This window comes from Patulibacter brassicae, assembly GCF_033949425.1.
Taxonomy (GTDB): Bacteria; Actinomycetota; Thermoleophilia; order Solirubrobacterales; family Solirubrobacteraceae; genus Patulibacter; species Patulibacter brassicae.
The window spans coordinates 54,982-64,517 of the sequence record NZ_JAXAVX010000016.1 but is presented as its reverse complement, the minus strand read 5'-3'; the positions used below and the strand labels follow the sequence as shown (position 1 = coordinate 64,517).

The following is a 9,536-nucleotide window of genomic DNA, read 5'->3' as shown; positions in this document are numbered from 1 at the left end:
AGGAGGACGTCGCCGGCGCGGGGTCCGCCGCGCTCCTGGACCGGGTCGTGCCCCAGGGCGACGCGGCCCGGATCGCCGCGGTCGCTCCCCCGCGGTTGCTCAGATCGTCGGGACGGTCCCGCCGTCGATGACGTACTCCGCCCCGACGATCGATGCGGCCCGGTCGGACACGACGAATCCGATGAGGTCGGCGATCTCCTCCGGCTTCGCGAACCGGCCGAGCGGCACGCCGCCGAGCGAGTCGTGGATCCGCTGCCTCGCAGCGTCGCGATCGATGCCGTTGCCCTCGGCGATCCGGTCGACGAACGCCTCGTAGGCCTCCGTCTCGATCCCGCCCGGGCTGACGGCGTTGACGCGCACCCCGCGCGGCGCCAGCTCGGTGGCGAGGCCCTTGCTGTACGTGCGCAGCGCGGCCTTGGCGGCGGCGTACGCCAGGGTGGCGTCGAACAGCGGCATCCGGTCCTGGATCGAGGTGACGTGCACCACCGCCCCGGAGCCGGAGGAGAGCATCGATGGCAGGAGCGCCCGGTCCAGCCGCACGGCCCCGAGGAGGTTGAGCTGCAGCTCGGCCATCCACTGCTCGTCGGTGATCGCCGCGAAGCCGCCGGGCGGCGTCGACGCCCCGCCGACCACGTGCACGAGGATGTCCACCCCTCCGGCGGCGATCAGGCGGTCGGCGACCGCCTGCGTGCCGGCGACGGTCGCCGTGTCGGCCTCGATGAACCGGTCCGGGAACGCGTCGTCCGCGGGCATCGTCCTCGCGGTCGCGTACACGTCGGCGCCGAGCTCCCTGAGCCGGCCGACCACCGCCTTGCCGGTGCCCTTGGATCCGCCGGTGACCAGCGCGCGGCGGCCGTCGAGCCGGTCTCGATCGCTCTTCGTCATGGGTCCTCCTCCTCGGGGCCTCTGGCCCCGTTCGTGATCGGTCGTCCTGCGGGTCGCGCGCGCTGGCCGCCGCGTCATGCGGTCGGGACGGTGCCGCCGTCGATGGCGTACTCGGCCCCGACGGCGGCGGAGGCCGCGTCCGAGAGGAGGAAGGCCACGAGCGCGGCGACCTCCTCGGGGCGGGCGAAGCGCCCCAGGGGCACGCCGCCGACCGCGTCCATGAGCTGCGCGAGCGCCGCGTCGGTCCCGATCCCCTGGGTCGCGGCGAGCTGCTCGGCCAGCGCCGTCATGCCGTCGGTGGATCCCGCCCGGGGCGATGCTGTTCACCCGGACGCCCTTCGGCGCGAGCTCGGTGGCGAGGCCCTTGCTGTAGGTGCTGAGCGCGGCCTTGGCGGCGGCGTACGCGGGCCAGGGCTCCAGGGGCATCCGGCGCTGCGTCGACGACACGTGGACGATCGCGCCGCGCCCCCGCTCGATCATGGCCGGCACGAGCCCGCGGTCCAGCCGCACCGCCCCGAGGAGGTTCAGCTGCAGCTCCGCTTCCCAGTCGGCGTCGGCGAGGGCCCGGAAGCCGCCGGACGGGGCGTTGGACCCGCCGACCATGTGAACGATCGCGTCGACGGCGGCCGGTCCCTGGAGCCGGTCGACGACGGCGCGGGTCCCCGCGACGGTCGCCGTGTCGGCGGCGATGAAGCTCGCGGGGTCGGGATGGTCGGCCGGGAGCGATCGGGCGGTGGTGATCACGGTCGCCCCGACGGCCCGGAGGGCGGCCGCGGTCGCCGCGCCGGTGCCCTTCGTCCCGCCGGTGACGAGCACCCGGAGCCCACGGACGTCGTGCTGAACGCTCATGTAGCGTCAGCATAGCAACTTCTATATCGGCGATATACGGCCCGGGCGAAGGCGTCCTACCCGCCGCCCGCGAGGCGGTGCAGCCAGTCGCGCAGGAGCGCGGCCTCCGCGTCGCTGAATCCCTCTGGGGTCGCCGACAGCGTCGCGGCGAGTCCCACGGCCGCCGTCGCCGTCGTCGGGGCGCGCGGGGAGCGGCTGCCCGGCGCCGTGGTGAGGGACGCGAGGATCGCGTCGCGAACCTGCGTCGAGAGCCCGAGGTCGCGGTGCTCCGGGGGCTGGGCGATGAGGGCGAGGGCGACGCCGCTGCCGGCCGCGACGATCTGGGCCGCCGCGTCCTCGGGCGTCACCCGCAGCCGCCCGTGGCGGGCCGCCGGCTCGAGCGCCCGCAGCACCATCGCCCGCAGGTCGGCGACCACCGCGCACGGCCGCCCGGGCCGGGTGCGCCCGTACACGAGCGCGTAGAAGCTCGGGTTCTCCAGGCCGAACCGGACGTGCAGGTCCCAGGCTTCGCGGACGTGCGCGACCGGGTCGTCGGCCGGCGGCTCGTCGGCGGCGTCGAGGAACTCCCGCAGGCCGTGACTCACCACGGCGTCGAGCAGCCCCTCCTTGCTCCCGAAGTGGTGGTAGAGCGTCGGGGAGCGCACCCCGGCCCGGTCGCAGATGGCCCGGGTCGAGACGTCCTCCCCGGCGGCCTCCTCCAGGAGCTCGGCGGCCGCCGCCAGCAGCCGGTCGCGCGTCTGGGCGGCATCGGCGACGGGAGCCTGCGGGGTCGGCATATCCCGCAGTGTATCGGCGCTACAGGGCGGCGCTCCGCGGACCGGCTGGCGGTGCCGGGCCTCGCGCGGCGGTCGGCGCCCGGCGGGGCGTCGGATGCGTCCTCGACCCGCCTCGGCGGCCGGCGATCGACCGCGGGCGGCGATCCACTGGACGTCCCCTCGGGCCGTGGCTGCCGGTCCTCGAGGGGGGCGGTGCCCGTGGCGGGCGGCCCGAAGGGGGAGAGGCGGAGGGGGAGGGATTCGAACCCTCGGTACGGCGTAACCGTACAACGGTTTTCGAGACCGCCCCGTTCAACCACTCCGGCACCCCTCCGCGGGCGTCCTAGGGACGGGGTCGCTCAGGGTAGCGGGTCTTGGCGCGGGCCCGCAGCCCGCCGCCCCGCAGTCCGCCGGGCCGCAGTCCGCCGGTCCGCGGCGTGCCGGACCACAGCCCGCCGGACCCCGGCGTGCCGCCGGTCGGTCCGCCGGTGCGTCGGCGCGGCGGCCCGGCCGTCGCCCCGCCCGGCCCCGGGGACGGTGGGCCGGCGCGCCGAGCGGGCCGAGGCGCGCACGAGCGGCGATGCGCCGACTCGGTGGCGCCGGCCGCGACGCTGCCCTACCCTCCTCGTTCGTACGAACGAACGAGACGCGCGGACACGAGCATGACCACGAGCATCAGCACCTCCTCCGTCACCGCGGGGCTGCGCGAGCAGGCCGCCGCGCTGGCCGCGGGGACCGTCACCTCGCAGCAGCTGACGGAGCAGGCGCTCGCGCGGATCGCCGCGACCCAGCCGACGCTCAACGCCTTCCGCGTCGTGCTCGCCGACCGCGCCCGGGCCGCCGCCCTCGACGCCGACCGGCGGCTGGCCGCCGGCGAGCGGGCCCCGCTGCTCGGCGTGCCCGTCGCGATCAAGGACGACACCGATCTCGCGGGGGAGGAGACGCGCTTCGGCTGCCGCGGTCCGGTCCCGCCCGCGACCGCGGACGCCGAGATCGTCCTGCGGCTGAAGGCGGCGGGCGCGGTCATCGTCGGCAAGACGACGACGCCGGAGATCGGTCAGTGGCCGATCACGGTCGGCGACGACTTCGGGGCGACGCGCAACCCGTGGAACACCGCCTACAGCCCCGGCGGATCGAGCGGCGGGTCGGCCGCGGCGGTGGCCGCGGGCGTCGTCGCGGCGGCCGTCGGCTCGGACGGCGCGGGATCGGTCCGGATCCCCGCCGCCTGGACGCACCTCGTCGGCATCAAGCCGCAGCGCGGGCGGATCTCGACCTGGCCGGATCCCGAGGCCTTCAACGGGCTGACCGTCCACGGGCCGCTCGCGCGGACGGTCGGCGACGCGGCGCTCCTGCTCGACGTCCTGACCGGCAACCATCCCGGTGAGCTGCACCAGCCCCCCCGCCCCGAGCGCCCGTTCGTCGAGGCGACGGAGCGCGACCCCGGCCGGCTGCGGGTCGGCCTGGCGCTCAACCCGCCGTGGGTCGCCGTCTCGCGGCGCCTGGACCCGGACGTCCGCGTGCCGATCCTGCGTCTCGGTCGCGTGCTGGAGGACCTCGGCCACGAGGTGCTGCACCGACGGATGCCCTGGGGTCCGATCGGCCCGCTCTTCATGCCGTACTCGATGAGCGGCGTCCGGGCGTGGACGAAGCGGTTCCCCCGCGGCCACCCCCTCGATCACCGCACGCGCGAGAACGCGACGCACGGGGCGGTGGTCCGGCCGCTGCTGCCGGTCTCCAAGGCGGGCGTCCGCGCCTACCGCGCGTGGATGCGCCGGGTGTTCGCCCAGTGCGACGTCGTCCTGACGCCGACGACGGCGACGCCGCCGCTGCCGGTCGAGGCGATCGACGGCCTCTCGAACATCGAGACCGACCGCGTCGTCGCCGGTGCCTGCCCGTACTCCTTCCCGTGGAACGTCCTCGGCTGGCCGGGCGTGAACGTCCCGGCGGGCTTCACCGGCGCCGGGCTGCCGGTCGGGGCGACGCTGCTCGGCCCCGAGAACGGCGAGTGGGGCCTGCTGCAGCTCGCCGCGCAGCTCGAGCGGGTCGAGCGCTGGCAGGACCGGTGGCCGGCGTGAGCGCCGTCGTCGCCGACGAGCTCCCCGCACGCGAGCGGATCCTCCGCGCGACCCTCGGCCTGATCGGCGAGCAGGGCACCGGCGCGGTGAGCAACCGTCAGGTCGCATCGGCGGCCGGCGTCTCGCTCGGCACCCTCACCTACCACTTCAGCGACCGCGACGAGCTCCTCCGGGACAGCCTCCGGCTCTTCGTCGGCGAGGAGGTCGCACGGCTCGGTGAGGTCCACGAGCGGCTGCGGGCGATGCGCGTCGGCGGGCTCACGGTCGCGCCCGATCCCGAGCTGCTGCGCGGCCTCATCCGCGGAGCGCTCGACGGGGCCGCCGGGGACGACGCGACCGTCGCGCAGTTCGAGCTCTACCTCCATGCGACCCGCGACGGGGACCTGCGCGAGGCCGTCGCGGAGTGCCGCGCGGCGTACGAGGCGCTGGCGCGTGAGGGCCTCGCGCTGCTCGGCGTGCCGGAGGCCGAGCAGCTGGCGCCGCTCATCGTCGCCACCGTCGAGGGGACGGCGCTGCGCCGGCTCCTCACGGGCGAGGACCCGAGCGAGCTCCTGCTCTACGCGCTGCTCGGGCTCGTCGCCCGCGCGCACGGCGGCGCGCGCCTCGGCGACTGACCGCGGACGCGCCTCCGGCGACGGACGGTGCGTCGGCGGGGCCGGCGGGGTGCGCCTCGGGGACTCGATCGCCGCCTGCGTACGAGCTGCGCCCCGGTCGTGTGGGGCGTCGACCTCGGTCGATGCACGAGTGCGAGATCGACGAACCACATCTTGCACGTGCGGAACGTCGACCGCGAATCGCGCGTAGCCACGAGAACGACGAACGGCACCGTGGGCACGCATGACGTCGACCTCGATCGCGACGCGGCGACGACGCCGACGAACGGCATCTCGAGCGCGCACGGGACCTGCACCTCGATCGCGGCGTGCAGGCGGGGTGCGAACGGCGGGGGTCCACGGGACGCCAGCGCCGCCGGCTCGCGGCCGCGTGTGGAAGCCTCCGGGTCGTGCCAGCCGCGCTTCACGCGATCGGGTTCCTCACCCGCGTGCCCGTCCCGTTGGGACCCGTCGATCCGGACGAGCCGCCACGGCTGGCCCCCGCCGTCCCGTGGTTCCCGCTCGTGGGCGCCCTCGTCGGAGCGCTGGCCGGCGGGATCCTGACCCTCGTAGACCTGCTGCCGGGCGCCGGGCCATCCGGAGTGGCCGCGGCGCTCGCCCTCGCGGCGGGGATCGTCGTCACCGGTGCGCTGCACGAGGACGGCCTCGCCGACACCGCCGACGGGCTCGGGGTCCACGGGGACCGCGAGCGACGGCTCGCGGTGCTCCGCGACTCCCGCCTGGGGACCTTCGGCGCGCTGGCGCTGCTCGTGTGGGGCCTCACCGCCTGGAGCGCCCTGCGGCCGCTCCGCGTCGAGGACGCGGTGCTCGCGCTCGTCGCCGCTGGTGCGCTCTCGCGGTGGGCGATCGTCCTGCACGCCGCGTTCGCCACGCCCGCCCGCCCCGACGGGGCCGTCCACGCGCTGCGGGTCGACGCGACCACGGGCACGCTCGCGACGGTCGCCGCGGTCCTCGTCGCGATGCCGGCGCTCGGGCCGGGCGGCGGGGCGGTCGCGATCGCCGTCGCGATCGCCGTCGCGCTGCTCACCGCGACCGGCGCCCGACGCGCGTTCGGTGGGATCACCGGGGACACGTGCGGAGCGGCCGCGGCCCTGACGCAGGCCGCGGTCCTCGTCGTCGCGCTCGCGTTCGCCGCCTGACCGTCGCCGCGTCGCCCCGGCGGTCCGGTGGGGGCACCGCCGCCGGGAGGTCGCCGTTCGTCGATCTCGTCCGAACCCGGCGGTCGACTCCGACGCCCTGCACGCCTGAGACGCCGTTCGTCGATCTCGCCCCCACGCGGGGGCCGACGCCGGCGCTGCGAGTGCAGGAGATGCCGTTTCGCCGGCCTCGTCCGCGGACGGGCCGACCAAGGCCAACGTCCGACGGGCGCGAGGTGCCGTTCGTCGATGTCGACCGCCCGCGCTGGTCGACACCGACGTCTCGCACGCTGGACGTGCCGTTCGCTGATCTCGCCGGCGCGCCCCAGCCGACCTCGACGCCTCGCACGCCGGAGGTGCCGTTAGCTGACCTCGTCGGCCGACGGCAGCCGGCACTGACCCGAGCACGCCGAGGCGCCGCTCATCCGGTCTCGTCCGCCCGCGGCGATCGAGACCGACGCCCGGCCGGTGCGCGAGGGGCAGGTCGTCGATCTCGTCGTCGCACGATGGCGGCACGCGGTCGCGGACGGCGCCGTCCTCCGGCGCGCGGGTCGTCGGAGCGGCCGGTCCGCGAGACTGTGCGGCGATGAGCGACGGGACGACGCCCCCGCCGTCGGACGCCTACGTCCGGCCGGAGACGCCGGAGGGCTTCGACCCCTCGCGCGCGGCCGAGCGGGCCGCCGATCCGGCCGGCTGGCGCTTCCCCGAGGACGCGCGCGCGGCGCTCTACGAGATCGTCGACGCGCGGCGCGACATCCGCCGCTTCCGCCCGGACCCGGTGCCCGCGGACGTCCTGGGGCGCGTGCTGACGGCGGCGCACCACGGACCGTCGGTCGGGCTCATGCAGCCGTGGCGGTTCCTCGTCGTGCGGGACCACGAGACGCGCGTGGCGATGCGCGGCCTCGCGCAGCGCGAGCGGCTGCGCCAGGCCGAGCGCTTCAGCGACCGGGCGCGGCACTTCCTCGACCAGAAGGTCGAGGGCATCGTCGACGCCCCGCTCGGGATCGTCGTCTGCTGCGATCCGGGCCAGCCGGACGTCGAGGTCCTCGGCCGCGGCTCGATCCGGGAGACCGACGTCCACTCCACCGCCTGCGCGATCCAGAACCTGTGGCTGGCCGCGCGCGCCGAGGGCCTCGGGGTCGGGTGGGTGAGCTTCTACCGTCGCGAGGACCTGCGGACGCTGCTCGGGATCCCCGACCGCGTCGACCCGCTCGCCTGGCTCTGCGTCGGCTGGCCCGACGAGCGCCCGGTCCGACCGGGGCTCGAGGCCGCGGGCTGGGCGGCGCGCGCGCCGCTGTCGGCCGTCGTGGCGGACGAGCGCTGGCCGGCCGAGGACCTGCCGCCGATCGGCGGAGCCCGCGGGGACCGCGGCGGCGAGACGTTCGGCGTCGTCCCGACCGACGCGCGACGCCACCCCGAGGGGGGACGGGGGACCGAGCCCGGTCGCGCCGCCGAGCCCGGTCGCCAGGCCGAGACGGGCCGCGCGACGGCGACCGACGACGTGCCCGCGTCCGGCGTCGCGACCGAGGCCGGTCGCGCCATCGCGACCGGTCGCGGTCCCGGCGACGGGGACGACGCCGACGCGGTCGCCGGCCGTCCAGGGCCACCGCCGCCCGGGCCCCGGATCGCGGCGCCGTCGGACGATCCGGTGCCGTCGTCCGTCCGCGCGCTGCTCGATGCGGTCGGGCAGAGCGACGAGCGCGCGGCCACGGCCGTGCGCGATCGCGCCGACCGGCTCGTGAAGCCGCTGGGCAGCCTCGGCGCGCTGGAGGCGGTCGTCGAGCGGTGGGCGGCCTGGAGCGGCGACGTCCCGCCGAGTCCCCTGCGACCGGCGATCCCGGTCTTCGCCGCCGACCACGGGCACCACCGGCGCGGGACCTCGCTCTACGGGGCCCACGTCACCGCGCAGGTCGCGGCCGCGGCCGCGCGCGGAGGCACGGCGATCGGCGTCCTGGCCCAGCACCACGCGGGCCTGCTGAGCGTCGTCGACGTCGGCCTCGTCGGGGACACGCCGGCCGGCGTCCGGCCGGAGCGGGTCGCGGCCGGCACCGCCGACCTCGTCGCGGGCCCGGCGATGGACGAGGCGCAGCTGGAGTCGGCGATCCTCGTCGGGGCGCGGACCACGAACGCGCTCCTGGACCGCGGGGCGCGCTGCGTCGTGCCCGGGGAGATCGGGATCGGCAACACGACCGCCGCGGCCGCGCTGGCGTGCGTCCTGGCCGGCGTCACGCCGGAGCTCGCCGTCGGTCGGGGCGCCGGTGCCGACGCCGCGGCGATCGAGCGCAAGCGCGAGGTCGTCCGCACCGCGCTGGAGCGCTCCGGCTCCCCGTCGACGCCGCTGCGGGCGCTGCGGGAGCTCGGCGGCCTGGAGCTCGCCGCGGTCGTCGGGGCGATCCTCGCCGCCGCCGGCCGCCGCGTGCCGGTCGTCCTCGACGGCTTCGCGGTCGGCGTCGCCGCGCTCGCGGCGGTCCGGCTGCGCCCCGCGATCCGCGACGCGCTCGTCGCCGGCCACCGCTCCGCCGAGCCGGCCCACGGCGCGGTGCTGGCCCAGCTCGGGCTCGAGCCGCTGCTCGACCTGCGCCTGCGGCTCGGCGAGGCCTCGGGGGCGGCGCTCGCGCTGCCGCTCATCGAGCAGGCCGGCCGCCTGCACCGGGACATGGAGACGTTCGCCGAGGCCGGCGTCGACGGTCCCGGTCCGGAGGAGACGCCGCCCCGATGACGAGCGGCGGCGGCCTCGGGACGTCGAGGCGTGCGTCGCCGTGGGGCGAGAGCGGCCGGAACGCGGCGCCCGGGGGCGGCGCGCCGTCAGCGTTCGTCCGGGCCCGAGCCGGTCGGCCCGACCATCCGCCGCGGTCCGCCCGCCGGGCCGTCGCCCTCGCCGGGCCACGGCGTCGGCGACGCGGCGCGCGCGAGGGCCTTGCGCTGGCGCCGCCGCTCGCGGATGCCGGATCCGGGGAGCTTCGAGACGAGACGGCTGATCGGGCTGATCTCCCGCTCGAGCTCCTCGGCGACGAGCACGAGGCGCTCGAGCAGCGGCACGATCTGCTCCATCCGCTGCTCGATGTCGTCGACGCGCTTGTAGACCTGCTGCACCTCGGCCGTGAGGTCGTCGATGCTCGACACCGAGCGCCCGAAGTCGGCCAGGCCGGTCTCGTGGAGGACCCGCTCGACGGTCTCCCGGATCGGGGTGATCGGGTTGGGCGGGACGCGCGGCACGTCCGA

Annotated in this window: 7 protein-coding genes, 1 tRNA gene and 1 pseudogene; 4 read left to right on the top strand and 5 right to left on the bottom strand. The window is 77.0% G+C overall.

Annotated elements, in window-relative coordinates; all coding sequences use genetic code 11:
* Positions 1-99 precede the first annotated feature (99 nt).
* The 4 genes and pseudogenes from SK069_RS18565 to SK069_RS18550 all read right to left on the bottom strand — a co-directional run bounded on the left by SK069_RS18565 (position 100) and on the right by SK069_RS18550 (position 2,823).
* Positions 100-885 carry an SDR family oxidoreductase gene (locus SK069_RS18565; RefSeq protein ID WP_319955754.1) on the bottom strand — a complete coding sequence of 262 codons (786 nt, stop codon included), beginning with the start codon at positions 883-885 and terminating at the stop codon, positions 100-102.
* 74 nt (positions 886-959) lie between these two features.
* Positions 960-1,734, bottom strand: a pseudogene (locus SK069_RS20325) (oxidoreductase).
* 56 nt (positions 1,735-1,790) lie between these two features.
* Positions 1,791-2,510 (bottom strand): TetR/AcrR family transcriptional regulator, encoded by a 720-nt coding sequence (locus SK069_RS18555; RefSeq protein ID WP_319955752.1) that lies wholly within the window; start codon positions 2,508-2,510, stop codon positions 1,791-1,793.
* A gap of 225 nt (positions 2,511-2,735) precedes the next feature.
* A tRNA-Ser gene (locus SK069_RS18550) sits at positions 2,736-2,823 on the bottom strand.
* Positions 2,824-3,151: 328 nt separating this feature from the next.
* Here SK069_RS18550 and SK069_RS18545 point away from each other — a divergent pair.
* The 4 genes from SK069_RS18545 (at position 3,152) to cobT (ending at position 9,033) form a co-directional block, all read left to right on the top strand.
* A complete protein-coding gene (locus SK069_RS18545) occupies positions 3,152-4,564 on the top strand; it encodes an amidase (protein ID WP_319955751.1) in 1,413 nt (470 codons plus the stop codon).
* Positions 4,561-5,178, top strand: coding sequence for a TetR/AcrR family transcriptional regulator (locus tag SK069_RS18540; RefSeq protein WP_319955750.1), 618 nt, complete (start codon positions 4,561-4,563; stop codon positions 5,176-5,178). Before SK069_RS18545 ends, SK069_RS18540 begins: the two co-directional genes overlap by 4 nt.
* 389 nt (positions 5,179-5,567) lie before the next feature.
* Positions 5,568-6,317, top strand: a complete 750-nt coding sequence (gene cobS / locus SK069_RS18535) for an adenosylcobinamide-GDP ribazoletransferase (protein WP_319955749.1) — start codon at positions 5,568-5,570, stop codon at positions 6,315-6,317.
* 583 nt (positions 6,318-6,900) lie between these two features.
* Positions 6,901-9,033 (top strand): nicotinate-nucleotide--dimethylbenzimidazole phosphoribosyltransferase, encoded by a 2,133-nt coding sequence (cobT, locus tag SK069_RS18530; protein WP_319955748.1) that lies wholly within the window; start codon positions 6,901-6,903, stop codon positions 9,031-9,033.
* Between the two features lie 86 nt (positions 9,034-9,119).
* Here the strand turns inward: cobT and SK069_RS18525 are convergent, their stop codons facing one another.
* Complete coding sequence (locus SK069_RS18525; protein WP_319955747.1) at positions 9,120-9,530, bottom strand: hypothetical protein; 411 nt, start codon at positions 9,528-9,530, stop codon at positions 9,120-9,122.
* Positions 9,531-9,536 lie beyond the last annotated feature (6 nt).